The sequence below is a fragment of the Streptomyces sp. bgisy027 genome (genome assembly GCF_057710365.1).
On sequence record NZ_JBYIVZ010000070.1, the window covers coordinates 12,396 to 33,099 of the forward strand.

Genomic DNA, 20,704 nt, shown 5'->3' on the forward strand with positions numbered 1-20,704 from the left:
CATCGGATCCTGTCTCAGCCAATTCCAGGCCATGTACGCGGGAACCACCGTGCTACCGAGAGGCGTGCTTGTTTCAGACAAACCGTCACGGGACATCACGAAGTGGCGGGCCGCCAGCCGGTCGGAGGGCGTGTCGCGGCGAGGGAAGGGCCATCGTGTCGCAGTGGTGGAAGATCACGGTCATCGTGCTGGCAGCAGTCGGCGTCGTATCCACGCCAGTGGTCTGGCTCCTGAACAACCCTGATAGGGGGCAGCTGACCGGGGCCTCCATCCAGGCGGCCGTTGGCATCGCCGCGCTGCTGTGGGCGTTGTTCCAGTCCCCGGAAAACCACACGGATGACACGGCGGTCAGGACTGGACAGGCCCGAGCAAGCCGTGGAGGAAGAGCCGTCACAGGTGTCAGGCGTCCGAAGGGCCGGGGCGGCGGATCGGCTCGGTCGGGAAACACCGGGGACGCCACCGCCACCGGCGACGGTAGTAGCGCTGTCAGCGGCATCGACTACACCTGACCGATTCGGCCCAGGCACAGGACGGAAAGCCAAGGAGGAACGGTCGCGTGGCCGGAATGCGCAAGCGTCCAGTCGACCACATAGACACCGCCGACACAGAGGCAGCGGTGACCGACACAGGGAACGCTGCGGCTGTATTCGGAGCCACCGCGGTGACCGGCTACCAGGGACCAGCGCCACGTACCGACGGCGTCCCCACCCCTCCCATACGGGTATCAGGTACCGGGGACGCAACAGCATCCGAGGGTGGGCTGGCCAACACCGGCTACATCCACCAGGTGAGCATCAATCAACTGACCGTGGTGCAGCAGAGGGTGCCCCGGGAGCCGGTCCCCTGGCCGCACCAAGTCGGTGTCATCCCTTCCAGGGCGCAGTCCTTCCAGCACCGCGTCGAGGTGAGCCAGCTGCGGACCGTGGTCGAGAGCAGTGGCACCACCGTGCTGGGCCAGGTCTTGACCGGGATGGGCGGGGTAGGCAAAACCCAGCTCGCCGCCGACTACGCCCGCACCGCCTGGCAGGACGGCAGCCTCGACGTTTTGGTTTGGGTCACCGCGAGCGCCCGCTCGCCGATCGTGACTGGCTACGCGCAAGCTGGCGCCGAATTATGCCAGGCCGATCCTGACGACCCCGAACAAGCTGCCCAGGCCTTTCTTGCCTGGCTGACACCGAAGGCTCGAGCCAAGCCGTGCCGGTGGCTGATCGTCCTGGACGACATTGCTGACCCCGACGACCTACGCGGCCTATGGCCGCCTACCAGCCCCCACGGCCGGACTCTGGTCACCACCCGCCGCCGCGACGCCGCCCTGACCGGAGACACCCGCCGCCTGATCGAGGTCGGTCTGTTCAGGGAAAGCGAAGCGCTCGCCTACCTCACCACGTCCCTGGCCGCCCACGGCCGAAAAGAGCCCCCCGGCCAACTCGCCATCCTGGCCAACGAACTTGGAAATCTGCCCCTGGCCCTCGCCCAGGCATCTGCCTACCTCATCGACTCCGGCGAGGACCTGTCCATCTACCGCGCACTACTCGCCGACCGCACAACCACGCTCGCCGACACCGCGCCCGACCACCTCCCCGACGAACAGACTCTCCCCCTCGCCGCAGCCTGGTCCCTCTCCATCGACCGCGCCGACACCCTGCGTCCCACGGGCCTGGCCCGCCCCATGCTCGAAATAGCCGCCCTGCTCGACCCCAACGGCATCCCTCAGCATGTATTGACCAGTCCCCCCGTCCTCACCTGCCTCACCGCACACCGCACCCCAACCGGCCCGCAGATCGCCAAGGAAACGAGCCCGATCTCCCCCGGTGACGCGATGCGCGCCCTGCGGGCCCTGCACCGGCTCAACCTCATCGACCACACATCTGCCACTCCGAACCAGGCCGTCCGTGTTCACCAGCTCATTCAGCGCGCCACTCGTGACACCCTCACTGTTCACCAACGCAATCAGCTCGCGCGTACCGCCGCCGATGCCTTGGTCACCGCCTGGCCCGCCGTTGAGCGCGACACCACCCTTGCCCAGATCCTGCGCGCCAATGCGACTGCACTCGCGCGCTGCGCCGAAGATTCCCTCTACCTACCTGATGTACATTCATTGCTATATCGCGTTGGACTGAGCTTTGGTGAAATCGGACAAACCATCGAGGCCCGCGATCATTACGCTCATCTTGCTGACGCTGCCGAAGCCCGTCTGGGCGCGGAGCATCCCCAAGTCCTAATCGCCCGGCGCGGCCAGGCCTTATGGCGGGCGGAGGCCGGGGACGCGGCAGGTGCTGCGGCGACCTTTGCGCAGCTATTGGGGACTATGACAAAGGTGTTGGGTCCCTATCACCGCGATACGCTCGCCACCCGGAGCTATCTTGCTAACTACCGGGGGATGTCAGGAGATGCGACTAGCGCTGCTACCGCGTACGCAGAGCTGCTACCTGACTTGGTTCGCGTGATGGGCGCAGATCACCCTGACACGCTCACCGCCCGGAGCAGACTCGCTCGATGGAGGGGAGGTGCGGGGGATGCCCCTGGCGCTGCCTCTGCCATGGCAGAACTACTGCCCGATTTGGTCCGTGTGATGGGCGCAGATCACCCCCAAACCCTGTCCAGCCGCGCGATCCTCGCATGGTGGACAGGGGTATCGGGTGATGCAGTCGGTGCGGCTGCTTTGTTCGCCGAGCTGGTGGAAGACAGGATGCGGATACTGGGCCCTGACCACCCTCACACTCTCTCAGACCAGGGGAACCTTGCTCACTGGCGAGGCGAGACAGGAGATGCAGTCGGTGCTGCCACCATGCTCACTGAACTACTTCCCAACCTGATTCGAGTGGTGGGGCCTGATCATCCCGACACACTGGGGATTCGGGGACGTCTAGCTCACTACCAGGGAATGTCAGGCGATGTGTCTACCGCTGTCAGCGGATGCGCCGAGGTACTAGAAGATCAATTACGAGTGCTAGGCCCTGATCACCTCGACACTCTTGCCACACGAGACAACCTCGCTCGCTGGCGAAGCCGAGCGGGAGACGATGGTCCTCCCAGCGGGTAGCGATTGCTCACGAGACACAACAACCACGGCGTTCCGTCAATCTGCCGTGCCGTCGGTGAATCCAGGAGTCATCTGTCAGTGGTACAGCCGACGCCGGCCCAGCCTGACAACGACCACAGCCAGCCTGACGCGGACCGGGTCTGGCAGTGACGCAGTCGATCGATGTTCCGGCGCGCGTTGAAGACCGCCGGGCCCGCGACGCGGCCGACTCGCCGTCGTCTGTGTAGAGCAGCCGCTCTTCGCCGTCGAAGATCTCCACCACGCCCTGGCGCAGGCGGACGCCGCCGGGTTCCGGCTCCTCAATCTCGTCGACCTGGTCTGTCCCCATACTTCATTCTGCGCGCACACGATCAGACACGACCCGAGAACCAGAATCGTTCTCGCATCAGCTAGTAGCCCATTCGTCGGGTACGAGCCGAACCCACCGCGCAATCCTGGGAAATGGCCTGTACCCGTGCGGGTTGCCGGTCCCGACCTTCCGAGAATCCACGAACCTGCGCGCTTCCGACCGGGCGGCTCAGAAGGTCCGCCGCCAGGAGCAGGGCCATGAGTATGCGGAAGCCCAGCTCATCGCGCTCGGAGCACCGGTGCCGCGGGCAGGATTCAACGGGGCTGCCTGGCTCCGGGAAGCCCTGGTGGCGGTCGGCGCCCGCAACGTCCGCCACCGCGGCGCACACCGATACGTCTTCCGGCTCGGCCGCTCACGGCGAGAGCGGGAGCAGGTCAAGCTCGGTCTCCCCGCTCGCCAGCCGTATCCCAAAAGGCCAGATCCCGAGCCCGCGCCGATCTGACAAGCCCTCCATGAGGGCCCGGGTGCCCGTGGTCGGCTCCCTCCCCTCGAGGTCGTCCGTCTGGGCACTTGGCTCAGGCTCTCTGATCTCCTCGGACCACGTTCGGTCGGCTCGCTGCCTTGGCGCCTCTCAGCGGCTGGTGAAGTTTCTGGAGCCGACGGCTTGCCAACCATCCTCACATGTATCTAGTATCGAACTATTGACAGAGGATGCCGGCCTCCTCGCAGCGGCACAGCGAGGGCACACCCCGAAAGGAGACCACCATCATGCAGGCTGACGGCACCCGCCAGATGCCCACCCCGGCCGCTGACGCCGGCATCCGCCCGCTGTCCGCTGTCCGCGCCTCCAGCTCGCGCGGCTCTTCAACCCTCACAACGCCTTCCTGGAGGAAGACGATGACCGGCACCGACGAGAACGAACTCCTGGACGCCAAGCAGATCCACGAGGAGTTCGGCCTCAGTCCCTCACGCCTGAGCGAGCTGTACCGGGACCGCGAGGTGACAAAGTGCCCCGAGCCGGACGAGGTCAAGGGCCGGCAGCGCCGGTGGAAGCGCGGCACCATCCGCCCCTTCCTGGTGAGCTACCGCAAGGCCAAGACGGCACAGCCCTCCGTGCGGCACACCCTGCTCACCGGCCCCCGCGACCGGCTGATGTCGACGTCGGACGTGTCCAAAGCACTCGGCCACAAGCGGACCGTGACCCTGCACGGCTGGCTGCAGAACCGGCCCGGGTACTTCCCCGAGCCCGACGTCGTGGAGACCACCGAAGGGGGCCGGCTTCGCCGCTTCTGGCACCTGGGCACCGTCCTTGACTGGATCGACCAGCGTCCCGGCCCCGGCAACACCCAGAGCAAGGCCCGCACGCAGGCGGCCGCACCGGTCGAGGACGGAGAGCCGGAGGAACTGCTCGACACCAAGCAGGCCGCGCCGATGCTCGGCTACAGCAGTCACCTGGAGCTCAACCGGGCCATCGCCCGCGGCATCCTGCCCGAGCTCGCGAGGCCGGACGAGGTCGTCCGCAGCGAGCGGGGCCTCACCAGCAACCGGTACAAGCGCCGGCGCGTCGTCGCTCTCGCGCGAGCCCGTCAGCAAGCCCCCACCAGTTCCGAGCTCTCCAAGCTCCGCCTGGAGGCCGCCGCTCAGGCCCTGCGCGAGGCAGCCGCCCCTGCCGCCGTCACCGTGGAGGTCCTCGCCGAGGCTCACCCCGGCCACGGCAGCGCCACCGCCTGGAAGAAGGCGATCGACGAGTCCCTCCGAGCTATTCAGGAGGGCTGACCGCAATGAGCGCAGGTGGCGGTCACCGGCCGCTATCCTGACGAAGTACGGCACCCGGCTGTGGGTTTCCTTCGTGTGACCCCGGCGGGCCGGGTGTGCCGGCCGATGGCCGGGGGAGGCTGTCAACCTCCCACCGGGATCCTCGGATCCCGGACCGGCCATCGCTCATCGCCCTTGCGGCCCATCCCCGATCGCACCGTTCCGATCCGTGCGCCCCCCGAATCGGCGCCCCTCGCGGCTGCCGCCCACCGGACGCAATCCCCATCGGTTGAGTGCCGGAGCACCCGCGTACCCCCTTCGCCATCCCTGTGGTCGGCCCGACCATGACCCGACCACGGCCGCCGTGTCCGCATCGTGACCGTGGTCGGGGCCTCATGGTCTGCGATCTGGTCGGGACCAGCCGGTTTCCTCGAGGCCACGTCACAGCGGCGCCATGAGCCCCGCAGCCGAAGGGATACCCGTGACCTTTTCCCCGACCGAGCCCCCAGTGCCGTACCGGCCCGTCCCCGACGAGCCGCTGCCCCATCAACTGCTGTGCGCGCTCGCCCAGCACCGTATGGCCACCACCGGCCAGCTCCACGACCTGCTGCGGCCGAACGCCGCCCGCCAGACCGTCTCCGCCCCACTGAACAAGCTGAGGCGCAACAACCTCGTCGACTTCACCGTGCTTCCCCGCTCCAACCGCTCCCGCGCCTGGTACCTCACAGGTGAGGGGGCCCGGCTGACTCGGGACTTCCCCGCGCTGCGGGGCCGACCGCCGTATCCGGTCACCTCGGCGACGGCCGCCTCACTCAAGACGCCGCACACACTCACCGTGGTCCGCTGCCACCTGGCCTTCGTCGCCGACGCTCGCCGCCGCGGCGACGAGCACGGCCACCTGGACTGGACGCCGGAGGTGTCCCACCCACTCGGGGACGGGGAAAAGGTCATCGCGGACGCGGTGATGCACTACACCCTCATCCAGGGGGATCAGCGCACGAAACTACGAGCGTTCGTCGAGGTGGACCGGACCACCATGAGCAGCGAGCGCCTGGCCGCGAAGCTGATCGACTACGCCCGGCTGTACCAGTACGAGATTCAGCCTGTCGGTCGCCGCCGGCCGACGACGACCGGCCCGGCGTGGCTGCGCTGGTACCCCGTTTACCCTCGCCTGCTGTTCATCCTCACCGGGGCGTCGCGCACCCGGCTGGGCAACCGGATCAGCGACCTGCAAGCGATGGTCGCCCAGCACCCGCTCGTTGCGGCCTTCGCCCGCGAAGTCCCCCTCGGCGCCTGCATGCTGGATGATCTCGAAGACCACGGCCCAGCCGGGGCGGTGTGGGCGCCACTGACCGGCGGTGCCCTGCGCTCTTGGACCGTCCTGTGACCCCCGCCGGCAGCAATGCTGCCGAGATACCGGACAACCAGGACCCCCACACGGCAGGACCAGAGCGCCCAGCGAGCACCCCCGTGATCGTCGCTCCTGACGTGCCGGCCAGACACCGGGCCATCCTGGCCGTGGGCAACCCCTGGTACACCGACCACGGAAGGGACATGGAGGTTGGCCTGGCGTTCGCAGGCGGTGCCTTCATGCTCGCGATGCCCTTGGGGGTAGCCAGCTATTGCCTGGCTCACCGGGTCGCCGATGTCCGGTGGTGGGGAATGCTCCTTCTCCCCCACGTCGCGTACGCGGGCGGAGCTCTGCTCGCCGGTGCAGGGACAGCAGTTCTGCTCAAGTGGGCTGTGCTGTACGGCCCACCGCTTGTTGGCCAGGCTCTGTCACGCCGGGCGTACATGCGTCTGGCTGTCCGGTACGCCGGGCGCTTCATCACCGTCGGCGACTTGGATGAGCGCTGCCGCTCCCTGGCCCGGCGCGCCCAGCGTGCCGTTCAGATCGTTCTCAGTGATTCCGCGCGCCATCGTGTGGAGGCCATCGCTGAGGATGAAGGCCGCCTCCGGGGCGCCTTGTGGAAGATTGCACGGGATCTTAAGGATCTCAGCGAACTCGTCGCTCCCGCCGACATAGCAGGCTCCGACCCGGATCCGGATGAGGAGCTAGTCGTACGGGCTTTCGCCGCCGTCACTTCGCGTGTGGAAGCCCTCGAAGCGGAGGCCGCGGCGCCGGACCACCGTGGTCGTGCCGATGCGGAGATACATCAAACCGAGCAGGCTCGGGCGGTTGGGCCTTCGGAAGCCGCACATCACGCTGTTCTGCGGCATGAGGCTCTGCTGGACCTCGTCGCTCGCGCCGAGGGGCTCGACGGCGTTGAACACAACCCGTGACGGCTTGCCTGAAGAGCGTGTTTTTGAACCCGGAGCGTGGGGGCGCGGTGGTCGCCGGGGCTCGACCTCAAGGAGGCGCTACGTCGCCGCAGCGCGTCCAGAGCGGACCGCCCGGCCGCCCCGCTGACCCTCCGATTAATCCCAGTCGGACGGCGACTGCTCGACCTTGCCGCCGGTGTGCGACAGCTGCACGTAGTCCTCGGCGCCGGAGGGCAGGGCAGAAACGCAAGCCGTTGACCAGCCGTTGACCAGGAAGGGCGCGGGGTGTGCCGGTGCGTCAGAATGGCAGCCGCGCTGGCTCGTGCCCTTCATCGATTCGGCGAGGCGCCGCTCCGAGAACCAGGTTCTCCATGGCGTGAGGCATATTGCCGAAGCTGGCAACCCAGGTCTCGACGAGGTAGATCCCGCCCACTTCATCGATGCCCAGGAAGAACCGGCCGTGGTCCAGCTCGCCGAGCGGGTAAAGACGGCGCCCGACCGCTTTGCTCCACTCCGCGAATCGATCGTCTTCGCCCCAGGCCAGCGCGGGGTCCAACTCGAACGGCGTGCGTGCACAGCTGATCCCCGGTCCGCTGACGTTGACAGTCAGACCACCGAACTCTTGCAGGAAGGCTTCCGCAGCGTCGTGCATGGCAAGGCCGACTGATTCGAACATGGCTCGCCAGCTGGCCGTGTCTACTCTCCGTCCAGGCGTCCATCCCGAAGCCTCCAACACCTCATCTACCTCTGGCGACCAGCTACGCACCTGTCGGCCCCGATTCCTCGGCTATGGGTGAGCAGTGATCATCTCAGAGATGGAAGGCCCACAGTGATGGGGGGCGACAAGGCCGAACAGACCAGGGCGGCCGGGCCGGGCACGCTGGCGGTCGCCGCGGTGAGAAGCGGCTCTGGTCCAATTTCTGTGACGCGTGACTGTGGGTCGATCGCTCAGATAGCGAAGAGGGCTTCCTCTTGTGGAGGGACCGGGGGGTCAAGGACGTCGCGAAGGCGGGTGATGTCGTGGTGCCACTTCGAGCCGTTCGCAGCGTCGTTCCACAGTTCGGCGAGTTCAGACCTCTCGGAGACCACTTGGTCCAGAGCGTCGACGGCGAGCGTTCGAAGGTCTGCAGGGAATTCTGGCAGCGGTTCTGACGGGCCGTAGTTCGAGCATGTCAGTTCGCCGTCAGGGTGCTGAGCAGCGACCAGGGCGGCTGCGGCCACTGCTCGCTCGCCGACAGAGGTATCCAGGGAGTCCGTAGGGTCAGCGGCGCGTTTGAGCGCGCCGCGGATCATGGCTTCGCGTTCCTCCAGTGCTGCCTCGTCCAGGTCACCTCCGAAGTCGGCGGCGGTGTCGTTATCGAAGGGGCCGACGTCCCAGGTGCCCATTTCTCTCCTCGCTTGGCAGTCGGGAGATCGTCGCACTGGCCACCGACAGTGAGGCAGGTCCCGAGCGGGCCGCCCCACCACCTCCTCGGCGGTGTGGCCGGTCAGCCGTCGGCCGGCGATCACCGCGTCGAGGTCGCGTTCGAGGTGCTGGGCGAATCGATCGAGCAGGGAGGGCATCACTGTGGCCTGCCGCCGGCCAATCGATGATGCCCACGAGTCGCCCTACCGCTGTTGGAACGGGGGAAGTAGGCCGTCTCCCGGCCAAAGGTCCTGTTCGGTTACGAGTGAGGCGAGGAACCTATCGACCTCGGCGAGGACGGCTGCGCGTTCCTTCGGGCCGTAGGTGAGACCTCGGTCGGCTGCGGTCTCGAGAGTGCGCACGTGGCTGTTCGGGCCGGTGCAGATGAGGGCTCGGGCGAGTTCGGGGAGGCCGAGGCTCAGGGCGTCGCATCGTCCGGTCCGCACGAGACGTACGAGATCGGTGGTGACCTTCTCCCAGTCCCCGACGTACGGCCATTCGGCGCCGCCGCCTAGTTCGTGGGTGAGGGTGGCCAGCGGGATGATCTCGCCCGGCTCGCGTCCCTGGGTGAGGCGGTTGTGGATCTGTATGCCGTCGGGCTGCTGCACCTGAGGGTGGAGCAGGGAGGCGGCCGCGACCAGGGTGGTGTTGATCTCCTGGGTGCCTTCGGCGGGGTAGTACGGCTCGTGCGCGAAGAGGAGGTAGACATCCGTGGTGCGGGCTGAGTCGCCGGACGGTGCTTGAGTCATGGGTTGGTGTCCCTTCCGTGGTGAAGGCTCCGCTGCGGGCTGGGGTGTTGGGTGAGCAGCCGGTTCGAAGCCGGGCGGGAGCGGGCCCAACGGGCCGCCGGAGCGGTGGTTCGCCTGGCCGGACGACGTGGCGTGGGTGCGATCGAGGGCCTGGGCGACTTGGTCGACGAGCTGAACCATCAGCCGCTCCTGGTCGATGAGGCGTGCTGAGACCCGGCGGGTGTTCTCGGACTGGAGCAGGTCGGCGGCGTCCCAGAGCAGCTGGTGGCCGATCTCGGCCGAGCGCCGCAGTTCATAGCGGTCGCTGCCGGCGGCCGCTTCGAAGAGGTAGGTGTGCAGACCGGCCAAGCGCTGGAGGTACTGGCAGGCAGCGTCGTCCTCGACCCAGCGGACGTGCTCAACGGCCCGGGTGTCGAGCCAGTCGGGCAGGTACTCGGCGAGCAGGGGAGCGAGCAGCATCGCCGTCAGCACAAGGTCGGCGGGAACGGCGCGGTTCAGTGCGTACAGGGCGGCCAAGAGGCTGATGGCCGCCACGATGACCGCGGAGAGCCGTAAGGATGCGGGGCTGCCGGCTGCGAGAGGGATGCGGTGGGCGGGAGGCCTGATCAGCCAGCGCACCGTCAGCCGCTGCATCATCGTCGCGCCCGGGGTGAGCACACCGATCTGTACCGGCTGTTCGGGCTGGGTGCCGTTGTCGGGCAAGGTCCAGGCCAGCCAGCCCCACCCGGTGCGCTCATACACGGGCACGGCCTCGCACGTGCCGGTGCAGGCGGTATCGCGGCAGACGTGACCGGTTCGCAACGCGCGGCATCGTTCCTTCTCCCACCGTTGCGAATCGCGGGCGAAGGGGCGCAGGCGCTGGAGGGGTTCCGTCCGCGGTGGTGTGTGAGGGCTGTCCGTCATGTGGTGCTCGCTTCCAGTGGGTCGGTCAGGGCAGCAGTGCAGGTGGCGCAGCGGCCGTCACCGCCGGGACGGGCGCGGCGGGGAGTCGGCCCGGAGCAGGTGCGGCACAGCGGCCAGTCGAGGCAGGCCGGGCACAGGTCCTCGCCGGGTGCGGTGCCGGGCCGGCCGCAGCCCGCGCATTCGACGAGCGCCCGGTAGGTGATCGCCTCCGAGACCGTGCGGGTGGCGGCGAATTGGGTGGTGGGCGGCGCGGTCCACGAGGCATCGCGCGGGCCGGCGTCGTCGACGGGGGCACCTGGAGGTGGGTAGAGCTGGGCGGAGCGCAGTCGGGCGGCGACGATCGCGTCGACGGAGGTGCGGATCCGGCTCGGGAGCGGGCGGCTGGTGATGACGTGGCGCAGCTGCTCGGAGCTCCAGCCGGCGTCGAGCATCGCGGTCATGACCCGGCCCTGGTCTTTGAGGGCCTTTTCCTGCAGCAGCAGTTCGGGGTAGGCCGCTCCGATCGACAGCAGCAGCCGGGTGCCCGGGTCGAGATCCTGTCGTGCCGAGGCGCCTGCCGCCTGTCGCAGCGGGGCCGTGCGTTCGCCGCTCGCGCACGGAGGGACGGGGCTGGTGTTCTGGTTGTTCTTCTTCTTTCTGTTGTTGTTCTTAGGGGGCGGTCAGCCGATGTCGGGTCATCCACTGGTGGGAAACCCGACATCGGTTGCGACCTGCTGCTTTGCAGGCTGGGCAGGTCGGTGATGAAGTACGCGGCTGCTCCGAGAGTTCCGTCGGCGCGGCGCTCGCGTTCCCGGAGGAGGAAGCCGTACTTCTCCAGTTCTTTCAGCCCGCTCTTCACGGCTACTTCGCCATCGCGGCCGCGGCGCGACAGCTCGGCGACGGTCATCCGCCAGCCGTCCCGGTGTGTGCTGAGAAGCCCGAACAAGCCCTTCGCTTTGAACGTCAGGCCGTCTTCGCGGAAGAAGTGGTTGGCGATTTGGGTGAACTGGTCGCCGCCCATCACCCCGCGGCGGATCCCCGCCCCGAAGTCGCGCCCCGCAGCTGTCGTGGGGGCAGAGGCGAACGTCGTGGTGGCTTCCTGAGCCGGTCGCCGGTCGCCGGTCGCGGGCTGGTCGGTGATGGAGTAGATGATCTGCGCGAGCGTGCCGGTCTCATGGCGGAGTTGTTCGCGGACCAGGTATCCGTACGTCTGCAGTTCGCTCAGGCCCGCACGTACGGCGTCCCGTCCGTCAGGTCCGGCTCGTACGAGGTCAGCGACTGTCACGTGCCAGCCGGTCCGGTGCGTGCTGATGCAGCCGAACAAGCCCTTGGCTTTGAACGTGAGCCTGGAATCGCGGAAGAGGCTGTTGGCGATTTGAGTGAACTGGTCGCCGCCCATCACCCCGCGGCGGATCCCCGCCCCGAAGGGGCTCATCGTGATCCCGCGCGCACCCTGAATCTGCGGCGGGCGCAGGTTCGGGGAGCGGGGTCGTCGAGTGAGGAAGCCTGGGTGAAATCCATGCAGGCAGCTCACCCGTCACCCCCGACCAGCAGGACGGCCACAACCCCCGACCATCGATCACGATCCGGCAACATGCGTACCGGGCTGGCCTGGTCGGGTCCGTGGTCGGCCCGACCACGGTCAGTCCGCTGAGGCGCGCGCCCTGTCAGGCATCGGCGCCATCGAGGGAGCCCTACGACACTGGCGACGACGTAGACGCACGGTGGGTCGTCGACTTGCGCGGCTAGCCGCCGACCCCGCCAACCTCCTGCTCGTCATCCCGGACCGGGACGACACCCCCTTGTGATCCGACACAGCACTTGGAGAAGCAGTGAGTAACCACCAGCAGGGCACCCCCGGCTCGGAGGCGACCGGCGCAGCGGGCGGCGGGCGTCCCGGGCAGCCCGCGCAAGAGGCTCGGGACACTGCCTCGGAGCGGAGGGCCTGCGCGAAGAGGGCCGGCCTGGCCGCGATCGGCGGAGCGTCCTCCGGAACGGCCCGTGTGGTGGCTGCCTCGATCCGCGAAGCACTCCTGGGCGGCTCCGCACCGGACTGAGGCCGAACGCTTCACCAGCCCGCCTACGAGCGGGCCCGCAGTCCGCGGTAGAAGCTGTCTCTTCCCGCTGTGCAGTCGGTGCGCACCCCCGACTGCGCAGCCGCGGGCTGGCTGTTGCGCAGGCGCTGCGCATCGGCTCGTAGATCGTGCGCAGTCGACTTGCGCGTCTAACTGCGCAGCCCTTGACCCAGCCGAACGGGGCAAGGCGACGCCCCAGCGATCGGGCTGCGCATTCACCGCCTGGCGGTGCGCCGCCTCCAGGAGTGTGAGATCTGGTGGCTGCCGCTCGCGGGCTTCCTCCTGCCTGGTTCCTGCCACCTCGGCTGACCCGCCTTGTGATCGCCGGGATCGGAATGGGACTCCCCAGGGTGCGAAATGTCGTGGTCGGGTCTGTGGTCGGGGCGACCACAGACCCGACCACGGGTTTTGTGGCCTCTTCGTGACCGTGGTCGGGCCTTCATGGTCGCTGGTCAGGTCGGGGGCGCCGGATTGCCTCGGGTCAGATGAACAGCTCGCTCTGACCAGGGAGTTCGAACATGCCTCCTGCCAAGCATGCACCCACGGAACACGCTGCTCCCCCGACCGCCGCGGGGGCCCGGCTGCAACGAATGCGGCGCCGGGTCCGCCTGGGCCACCTCGGCGTGTGGGGCGCGGTAGCGGCCGGCCCCATTGCGCTGGCCGTCGCCGTGGCCACGCCCTCCACCGTGGTCCGCGCCGCCCCCGCCACGACGTCGACCGCGGTGACGCCGGCCGTGCCGGCCAGCCCCGCCGGGTACGCCACCGTCTTCCTCCAGGCATGGCTGCGCAGCCGCTCGGAGGCCGAGGACACTGCGCAGGCCCGGCTTGCGCAGTCCCTGGCTCCCGGTGTCGAGCTGCCCGACACCTCCGATGCGCAGCCCGAGCCCGTGTCGGTCGTGGCGGTGCGCACTGCGCAGCAGGCCGACACGGCCTGGTCGGTGACGCTGGCTGCGCAGTACGCCGACGGACAGTTGCGCTACTACGCAGTGCCGGTGATCGCCGACTCGGACGGCGCCTCGTTCACGGCTTCAGCGGCTCCCGCGGTCGTAGCCGGTCCGGCGCCCGCCACGACGGCGCCCTCGCCGTACACGGTGACCGTCCCCGCGGACGGCGCCGTGTCGTCCGCTGCGGGCGAGTTCCTGGCCGCCTATCTGACGGGGGCAGGTGAGGTCGACCGCTACCTCGCCCCGGGGGTGCGCCTGTCGCCGGTCGTTCCCGCCCCATACACGTCCCTCGAGGCACGGCAGGTGTCCGCCATTGAGGAGGCGGCGACCACGGAGAAGGTTCCCGCCGACGGAACGAAGGTCCGCGTCCTGGCGCAGATGGAGGCCCGCGACCACGCGGGGACGTGGCCGCTGGCGTACGAGTTGACGCTGAAAGCCCGCTCGGGCCGCTGGGAAGTCACGGAGCTGCACTCCGGCCGGACCCCGTCGGAAGGGGCCCGGCGATGACCGAAGTAATGCTCGCCGGAAAGCTCGACGACTTCGGCAACTCATGGATCGCCATGTTCGAGAACTGGGGAGAGAAAGGCCTCCAGGCCGTCCTGACCGTCCTCGTCGTCGTGATCATGATCCAGAAGTTCAGCCTCAAGGCCGGGATCGGCGCACTGATCCTCCTGGTGATCGCATTGGGGCTGTACAACTCGCGCAACGACCTGGCCGATTTGTTCGAGGACGAAGTCAAGAACCCGGCCAAGGCCGGACCCGCTGTTCCCGGCGTGGTGCAGTCCGAACTCCCCGCCTCCCGTGACCACTCGACCGGCGTAGGAGGCTGGCTGTGAGCGCCGCCACCGGCGTGCGGGCAGGCCGCTTCTACACCGCTGCCCGGCGCCACCCCTGGGTTCTGGGAAAGGTCGCCGACTGGCGTATCCCACTCGGGCCGTTCACGCCCGCGCAGATCATCCTTGCCGTCGCCGGCGGGTTCCTGCTGATCAAGACGATCCCGTGGTGGTCGTGGATGGGGCCCGTGCCGATCGCCGGATGGCTGCTGGGGATTTGGGGCGTGCGTCGTCCGAGGATCAAGGGGCGTGCCCCGCTCCAGGCAGCCCTGGGCTGGCTGCTGCTGTGCTGGCAGCCACACGGCGGCCGGATCGGCGGGCGGGCCGCCCGTGACCGCGCCGCCCAACCCCTGGTCGGTGGGTTCGTCCTGGAAGGGGCGAGCCAGGCGCCGCCGCTCTCGCCTGTGCAGCGGCGTTCACGGGCCCAGGAACCGGCACGGTCGCGGCTGGCGGGGCGTGCTGCGGATGCCCGCCTGGAACCGATGGGGCCGGTGTCGGGTGTGCAGCAGCTCCTCGCGCGCGCCGGGCAGGGGGGTGTGCGGTGAGGGTGCCGATTCGGCATGTGGCCGGGCATCTGGTGTGGTCGACGCACGGCAGCGTGTGGGCCGTCTACCGGTTGCACCCGGGGCCCGACGCCCAGGGCCACCGTGAGGAGAACGTGCAGGGCACCTATGTGCCCGCTGCTGTTCGGGAGGAGCAACTCGCCAAGGTCACGCATCTGGTGCGGTCCCTGTCCGGGGCACCCAGGCTGTTCGGCCTGTGTGCGCGGCTCGATCCAGGCGAGATCGCGCTGCGCATGATCGAGGGACTCGACCCCGCCGACACGCCGCCCGGCCAGGTCCATCCGTGGGTGGAGAACGTGGAGGCGACGCTGGATCTGCTGGACGGGCAGGAGATGCACCGCCGCACCCTGTGGCTGGCGGTCCCGCTGCACAGCGACGGTGCCGGGCTGCAGCTGTCGACTCAGCTCGGTGCGGTGTGGTCGGAGATGGCCCCGGCGCTGGGCATGCGTCCTTCGCCGGTGACACGGCGGGAAGTCTCCTCGTACCAGGAGCAGGCCTTGCGAGTGGAGGCAGCGCTCACCGGCGGCATCGCGCTACGCCCGGCCCGTCCGGCGGAAATCGTCTGGATGATCCAGCACGCTCTGCACCGAGGTCAGGACGAGCCGCTGCTGGCCGAGGCCGAAAGCAGCGGGCTGTTCGGCGGGCAGGTCCGCGAGGGGGTGCTGCACTCCCCCAGCTACGCCGATCTCGGTCAGGCCCGCCTCCAGGAAGGCGGCATCGATCCGGACCTCGACGACACCCGCGACCTCAAGAGCACCGCCGAAGTGACTCGGTCGGGGCGCAGGGCCTGGTGGCGGCTGACGACTGCCTCGCCTCTGCGCCGGCGGTGGCTGCAGATCGAATCCGATGCGGGCACCGGCTACCAGGCGCAGCTGGCGCTCGCGGAATGCCCGCCCGCCGTCAACGCGGATGCCGCCGACCTGTTCGCCCAGTTGGAGACGCTCGACTTCCCCGTCGACTACACCGTCGACCTCACGCTGGTGCCGTCCGAGAAGGCGCGGGACCAGGTGAGGCGCAAGAAGAACGAACTCGTCGACCAGGCCGACCAGTACGACGCCCGCCCCACCGGGATGCCCGCCTCCCTCACCGAGGCCGCCCGCGACCTGGGCGAGCTGGACGCTCGTCTGTCGCGCACCTCGGCCGAGGTCGAGGTGCAGTCGGTGACGGTGCTGACCGTGTGGGGGCCGACCGCCGCGATCTGCGACGCCCGCGCCCGGGCCCTGGCGGCGCTGCTCGGCGGCGCCGACTACCGGGCCGTGCGCCCGGCCGGCCTCCAGGAGGCGCTATTCCTGCTCGGCCTGCCGGGCACCGCCCGGCCGGGTGTGGCACGCGAGTTCACCCAGTACCAGGTATCGGAGGACTGGGCGCTGGCCGGCGCCTTCACAGCACCGGAGGTCGGCGATCCCAACGGGATGTTCCTCGGAATCGACCTGGACTGCGGCACCACACGACCCGTCATGGTCAACGTCGCGGACGCGCCCAAGGTCGACGCGTCGGCGTCGATGGGGATCGTCGGAGACCTCGGGGCCGGGAAGAGCGTTCTGCAGAAGCTGATCTGCGAGGCGGTGTGGGCGCGCGGTGGTGCCGCGATCTGCATCGACCGGACTCCCGTGCGCGAGTGGGCCGCCTTCGCCCGCTCCGCAGCCGCGGGCCGCTGCCAGATCATCGACGCCGCCCGCGCCCAGACCTCCATCGACCCCCTGCGCATGTTCGCCGGGCCCGAGGGCCGCCACTACGCCCTGTCCTACCTGACCTTGCAGCTCGGCATCGGGCCGATGACCACGAACGGCGAGGTCCTCCACCATGCCGTCGAGCAGGCCGCTGCCGGCGAGGACCCGTCGATGCACCGGGTGCTTCAGGTCCTGGACGAGATGGCGGCCGGCGAGCCCGGCAAGCGCCAGGACGCGGCAGCCACTCTCGCAGGGCTCCTGCGGGTCGTGGCCACCAACTCGTTGGCCCGGATGGTGTTCGACCCCGCGCTGCCGCCCATCCGGCTGGACGCCTCCAGCACGTCCGACATGATCGTGATCACGACGGCGGGCCTGACGCTGCCGCCGAAGGCGGCATTCGGCAACCCTGAGATCCTGCACCAGCAGCCGCTGGAGGCCCTGATCGGCCGCGCGGTGCTTTACCTGATCGCGGCGATCGCGCGGCAGACCGCGTTCGAGGACCCGACGCGTTTCACCGCGGTGGTCGCGGACGAGCTGTACTGGCTCACCTCGTCCGCCGAGGGCACCGCGCTGGTCCACGAGATCCTCCACGACGGCCGCAAGCACGGCGCGGGGCTGCTCGCCGCTTCCCACGATGCCCGCGAACTCGGCCCCGACCGCGGCCTGATGGCCTACCGGGCGCTCGCCCGCACAGCCGACCGCGAGCGCGCACGCCGCGGCCTGGAGTTCCTCGGCCTGGACCCGAACGATGACGCGCTGGTCCGGCTTGTCACCACCGGGCTGTCCCCTGTCGGGCGACGCGGCCGCGAGGGGGAATTCCTGCTGGCCTGCCCGCGGCAGAACACGGGCCGGATCAAGGCCGTCATCCCCCGCATCCCACGCATCACCCACTCCATCACGACCACACCAGGCCGCCCTTCGGATGGGAGAACGGCGCCCGCCGCCACTGCGCAGGAGAGGGACCACCGGAAGGAAGACGTCCTATGACCCCGAAACTCTTCTCAGCCGGCTCCCGGCGCATCGCCACCCGGGCTGGCGTACTGGCCGTTGCTGCCGCCGTGCTCGCCCTGGTGGTGGGGATGGGTTGGCCGCAGTCGTGGCGGCCGGGCACCGGGCACGTCACCGCCGCCGACGCCCGCGTGCGTCCTGCTGGCCAGGATCCGTGCGAGTTGATCGTGGGCCCGGCCAAGGAGTACTGCGAGCGCGGCACCAGATCCGTCAAGAACTCGTCTGCGGACGAGGCGCCCCACGGCGGCTCTGGCACGGCATGGATGCTGATTCCGCCTGCGGTAGGACTGACTGCGCTCCTTGTGTGGCGGCGCCGGCCCGCCGGGCAGGGACGGCGCTGAATGTGGCGCCCAGACCGCGGCACGCTCCGCTCTGCCGGAATCGTCGTCCTGCTCACCTGCGTGTTCGTCCTGGTGAACAGCCAGGTCGTGTATGCGGCCGGCAGCAGCAGCGAGACCGGAGACCTGCTCGCCCCGCTGAACATCACCTCCTCCGAGGGCGTACCCGTCAACCGCTACGAGTTGAACGCCGAGGGCGGCTCCATCTTCAGCTTCAAGACCCAGTCCCTCGCCTTCACCCTGTCCGGCCTGTTCACCCTCATCCGGCTGCTGGTCGGGCTGGCCGGCTGGGGTATCGAGGTGGCCTTCAGGTTCCCGCTGCTGAAAATCCTCCTCGCACCGGCGCAGAAGGTCTCCGACGCCTACAACCATGTCGTCGTCGACGCCCTCGGCCTCAAGGGCCTCTTGCTCAGCTGGTCGTTCGTCTTCATCGGAATCATGATCGTGCGGGGACGTGTCGGGCGCGGTCTGGGTGAGATGTTCCTGACCTTGCTGATCGCGGCATTCGCGGCGTCCGCGTTCGTCCGCCCCGACTACCTCCTCACCCAGGACGGTCCGCTGGGGCAGACGCAGGAGGTGGCGGCTGCGGTCGCCAAGGAGAGCGTCAACTCCTACAACTGGGGTGGCGAGCTCGCCACCCTCGGCCCATGCGACGGCATGGCCGGCAACGCCGAGATCAAATGCCTTGAGCATGAGGCCGAGCGGCCTGTCTCCTCCACAGACGTCGCACGACCTCTGCAGGACTCGATCACCAACGCGTTGATCGTCAAGCCGTACATGCTGCTGCAGTACGGGCACGTCCTCGACCCCGGCAGGCCGGCCGACCGCAAGGCCTACGCCGTCCATCTGAAGTGGCTGATCGGTGGCTACAAGGCGAAACCACCGTCCGAAGCGGCGGAAGAGGCGTGCAGCAATGTCTCGGGGCCGGCCAGGAAGTACTGCATCAAGAGCCAGAAGGAGGGCCAGCAGGCAATCCCGGACGGTGGCGGACTACCCGCCCTGACTCCTGGCGGGGAGTTGCTGAACGCCGCCCGCCCGGTGATCACCGAGGAGGACCAGGAGTTCGCCGCGTTCCTCGCCGACATGAAGAAGGCTGGCGACGTCGGCAAGGCGTGCGCTGAATATGCGGAGAAGCCGACGTGGTGGCGGGTCGGCGGCGCCTTCCTGCTGCTGATCGCCGCGTTGTTCATCTGCGGCATGCTGCTGTCGTCCGCGATCGTGCTGCTCGGCACCCAAGGGATCTGTGCGGCTGCGGCAGCGGCCGGTGGTGTCGCGTTCATCGCGGGCATGCTGCCCGGGCCCGCCCGGCAGTCGGTGTGGAAGTGGCTCTCGATTTGGGGGATAGCCCTTCTCGCCGTGGTCGGAGTCTGCGCGTTCATCCCGTTCTTCGGGATCGCCGTCGACGCCACCCTCACCAACGGCCCGGACCTGATGGTCGAACGGATCCTCCTCATCGACGTCCTCGCCATCGCCGGCGCGGCCGGACACCGCCGCATGCTGACCGGCATCACCTCGTTCGGCCGGCGCATGGCCATGCGGATGCGGTACGCCAAGGTCGGCGGCACCCACATGCCCGGCGACACCTCCGAGCTCGGCGCCGCCCTCGCCATGAACTCCCCCGCCTCCTTCGGCAGCTACGGCGGCGGGCTGCGCGCCCTCACCGGCGCAGGGGGCGGCCGGTTCGGGATCCTGGGCACCCGGCAACGGCTGATGGGCGCCCTCTCCTCGCTCGTCGACGGGGCGGGCATGCCAATCGACACCGGCCGGATCCTCGGCGATGCCACCGCCGAAGCCGGACGCGGCCTGGCCCCGCTCACCGCAGGCGCTGCCGTAGCGGGCCTCGGTGTACGGCTTGGTGGGAAGGGCGCGCACTGGCTGCTGGTCGGCCGCCGGCCGGACAGGGAACAGTTGGCGAAGTGGCGCAAGGCCACCGCCGACGATGACCCGAACGGGGATGGCCCCTGGGCCGGTGGTGGCGGGTCGGGTGGTGGGGGGCCGCGTCGGCCCGGAGGCCCGCCGGACCGGTACCGCGACGAGGACGGCCAGGTTGTGGACACACGCACCGGCCAGGTTCTGCACGACCAACACGCCGACCGGACCCTGCTGTCGACCCGCGCGCACAACCGGCTGGTCCGTTTCCGCGGCTACCGCCTCCTGCACCGCGGCGGCCGGGCTGCTTACGGAACAACGATGGGGCTGCCCGCGAATGCCAGCCGGGCCCGGGCGGCAGGCTCCCGCTACGCGCAGGACGCCCGCCAGCAGGTCCGGGTGTGGGGCAACACCCTCCGCGAAGACGGCCGCGCCTGGACTGCCACCGGACGCCAGATATCCCGTGTCCTGCGGGAGCGCACGGACGGCAGCAGCGGGGACGGCTCGGTGATCAGCCGACGGCTGCCTACCAGAACATCCGCGGCTCCACAGTCGACTGGCTCCTCCAGCGCCCTCGGTGGGTCAAGGCCGGATGCACCGCGAACCGCGTCAGCGGGCACCCCGCCGCCATCGCCAGCACGGCTCGCCGGCGGTGCGTCCGGCGTTCCGGCCGAACCAGCACCGGACGGGTCCGGCTCAGCTCTTCCTGGCGGCAGCCGGGTCAGCAGCAGCGCCCGCGATGAGGCACGAGCCATGTTCCAGAGGATCACGGACGGGACAGCGCCCGAGGCTGAACGCCGTCCGGACCAGCGACGGGAAGGGCCCGGAAGCCGTGACGAGTTCGACGAACGGATTCGTCGCCAAACCGGGGAGTCCGACGAGGACTCGGACTGGCTGAGGTCGAACGAGCCTGAGAACGGTGAGGACCAGTGAGGTCTCGCCGACGCCGTCTGATGCGGTGGGGGTGCGTGATCGCGGGGCTGCTGTTCGCTGCCGTGTGCTGTGCCGCACCGGTGGGA

The 20,704-nt window shown here is 69.2% G+C and carries 14 protein-coding genes and 1 pseudogene; 11 read left to right on the forward strand and 4 right to left on the reverse strand.

Annotated elements, in window-relative coordinates; translation table 11 throughout:
* The first annotated feature begins 155 nt into the window (after positions 1 to 155).
* From AC3ETA_RS42745 to AC3ETA_RS42765, 5 genes are all read left to right on the forward strand, one after another.
* Positions 156 to 509 (forward strand): hypothetical protein, encoded by a 354-nt coding sequence (locus tag AC3ETA_RS42745; RefSeq protein WP_369253771.1) that lies wholly within the window; start codon positions 156 to 158, stop codon positions 507 to 509.
* A 278-nt stretch (positions 510 to 787) separates the two neighbouring features.
* A complete protein-coding gene (locus tag AC3ETA_RS42750) occupies positions 788 to 3,043 on the forward strand; it encodes an NB-ARC domain-containing protein (protein WP_432198309.1) in 2,256 nt (751 codons plus the stop codon).
* 1,186 nt (positions 3,044 to 4,229) lie between these two features.
* Positions 4,230 to 5,108: a helix-turn-helix transcriptional regulator gene (locus AC3ETA_RS42755; protein WP_432198310.1), complete on the forward strand. Its 879-nt coding sequence runs from the start codon at positions 4,230 to 4,232 to the stop codon at positions 5,106 to 5,108.
* A 433-nt stretch (positions 5,109 to 5,541) separates the two neighbouring features.
* On the forward strand, positions 5,542 to 6,474 hold the full coding sequence (locus AC3ETA_RS42760) for a replication-relaxation family protein (RefSeq protein ID WP_432198311.1): 933 nt from the start codon (positions 5,542 to 5,544) through the stop codon (positions 6,472 to 6,474).
* 83 nt (positions 6,475 to 6,557) lie between these two features.
* On the forward strand, positions 6,558 to 7,370 hold the full coding sequence (locus tag AC3ETA_RS42765; RefSeq protein WP_432198312.1) for a hypothetical protein: 813 nt from the start codon (positions 6,558 to 6,560) through the stop codon (positions 7,368 to 7,370).
* Positions 7,371 to 7,647: 277 nt separating this feature from the next.
* Here the strand turns inward: AC3ETA_RS42765 and AC3ETA_RS42770 are convergent, their stop codons facing one another.
* The 4 genes and pseudogenes from AC3ETA_RS42770 to AC3ETA_RS42785 form a co-directional block, all read right to left on the reverse strand.
* Complete coding sequence (locus tag AC3ETA_RS42770; RefSeq protein ID WP_432198313.1) at positions 7,648 to 8,115, reverse strand: SUKH-3 domain-containing protein; 468 nt, start codon at positions 8,113 to 8,115, stop codon at positions 7,648 to 7,650.
* A gap of 182 nt (positions 8,116 to 8,297) precedes the next feature.
* On the reverse strand, positions 8,298 to 8,912 hold the full coding sequence (locus tag AC3ETA_RS42775) for a DUF4259 domain-containing protein (protein WP_432198314.1): 615 nt from the start codon (positions 8,910 to 8,912) through the stop codon (positions 8,298 to 8,300).
* Positions 8,913 to 8,957: 45 nt separating this feature from the next.
* Positions 8,958 to 10,244, reverse strand: coding sequence for a hypothetical protein (locus AC3ETA_RS42780; RefSeq protein ID WP_432198315.1), 1,287 nt, complete (start codon positions 10,242 to 10,244; stop codon positions 8,958 to 8,960).
* A gap of 158 nt (positions 10,245 to 10,402) precedes the next feature.
* Positions 10,403 to 11,820, reverse strand: a pseudogene (locus tag AC3ETA_RS42785) (hypothetical protein).
* Positions 11,821 to 12,978: 1,158 nt separating this feature from the next.
* On the opposite strand from AC3ETA_RS42785, the gene AC3ETA_RS42790 reads away from it, so the two are divergent.
* The 6 genes from AC3ETA_RS42790 to AC3ETA_RS42815 are packed head-to-tail and all read left to right on the forward strand — an operon-like array spanning position 12,979 to position 20,618.
* Positions 12,979 to 13,911 (forward strand): conjugal transfer protein, encoded by a 933-nt coding sequence (locus AC3ETA_RS42790; RefSeq protein WP_432198316.1) that lies wholly within the window; start codon positions 12,979 to 12,981, stop codon positions 13,909 to 13,911.
* A complete protein-coding gene (locus AC3ETA_RS42795) occupies positions 13,908 to 14,240 on the forward strand; it encodes a hypothetical protein (RefSeq protein WP_269641790.1) in 333 nt (110 codons plus the stop codon). Before AC3ETA_RS42790 ends, AC3ETA_RS42795 begins: the two co-directional genes overlap by 4 nt.
* Positions 14,237 to 14,782, forward strand: a complete 546-nt coding sequence (locus AC3ETA_RS42800) for a hypothetical protein (protein WP_432198317.1) — start codon at positions 14,237 to 14,239, stop codon at positions 14,780 to 14,782. The genes AC3ETA_RS42795 and AC3ETA_RS42800 overlap by 4 nt, the downstream gene beginning before the upstream one ends.
* Positions 14,779 to 17,457 (forward strand): ATP-binding protein, encoded by a 2,679-nt coding sequence (locus AC3ETA_RS42805; protein ID WP_432198318.1) that lies wholly within the window; start codon positions 14,779 to 14,781, stop codon positions 17,455 to 17,457. Before AC3ETA_RS42800 ends, AC3ETA_RS42805 begins: the two co-directional genes overlap by 4 nt.
* Complete coding sequence (locus tag AC3ETA_RS42810; RefSeq protein WP_432198319.1) at positions 17,454 to 17,819, forward strand: hypothetical protein; 366 nt, start codon at positions 17,454 to 17,456, stop codon at positions 17,817 to 17,819. The genes AC3ETA_RS42805 and AC3ETA_RS42810 overlap by 4 nt, the downstream gene beginning before the upstream one ends.
* Positions 17,820 to 20,618 (forward strand): hypothetical protein, encoded by a 2,799-nt coding sequence (locus tag AC3ETA_RS42815; protein ID WP_432198320.1) that lies wholly within the window; start codon positions 17,820 to 17,822, stop codon positions 20,616 to 20,618.
* Positions 20,619 to 20,704: the final 86 nt, after the last annotated feature.